This is a genomic window from Xenorhabdus sp. KJ12.1, assembly GCF_963876495.1.
Classification (GTDB): Bacteria; Pseudomonadota; Gammaproteobacteria; order Enterobacterales; family Enterobacteriaceae; genus Xenorhabdus; species Xenorhabdus stockiae.
Map to the genome: position 1 here is coordinate 1 of NZ_CAWNQH010000045.1, position 316 is coordinate 316.

The following is a 316-nucleotide window of genomic DNA, read 5'->3' on the forward strand; positions in this document are numbered from 1 at the left end:
GGATAAGAAATTGACGAGAGGCCTGTTCCAGGAGCAAAGTTTTGGTGAAAGCCTAAAACGACTCCGGGGAGGAACAGGCCATGGACAAGTTAGTTGAAAGTTAGTTGAAATTTTCTGCGATGTCGACGACTTTTGTCGTCTTTTCATCCCCCAGTGGGAGCCGTTTTGTCTCGATAACGGATACCGCCTGCGCCGCAGACAAGGCCGCATGTATCCCAGTGAAATCATGACAATTTTAATCCTCTTTCAGCGGTCGCATTACCGTGATTTTAAAAACTTTTATTTGGAGCATATCTGGCAATACCATCACCGCGAC

General features: G+C 46.5%; 1 pseudogene. It reads left to right on the top strand.

Annotated features, from left to right (window positions below):
• Positions 1-109: 109 nt before the first annotated feature.
• Positions 110-316, top strand: a pseudogene (locus AACS92_RS04270) (IS982 family transposase); the annotation flags it as partial.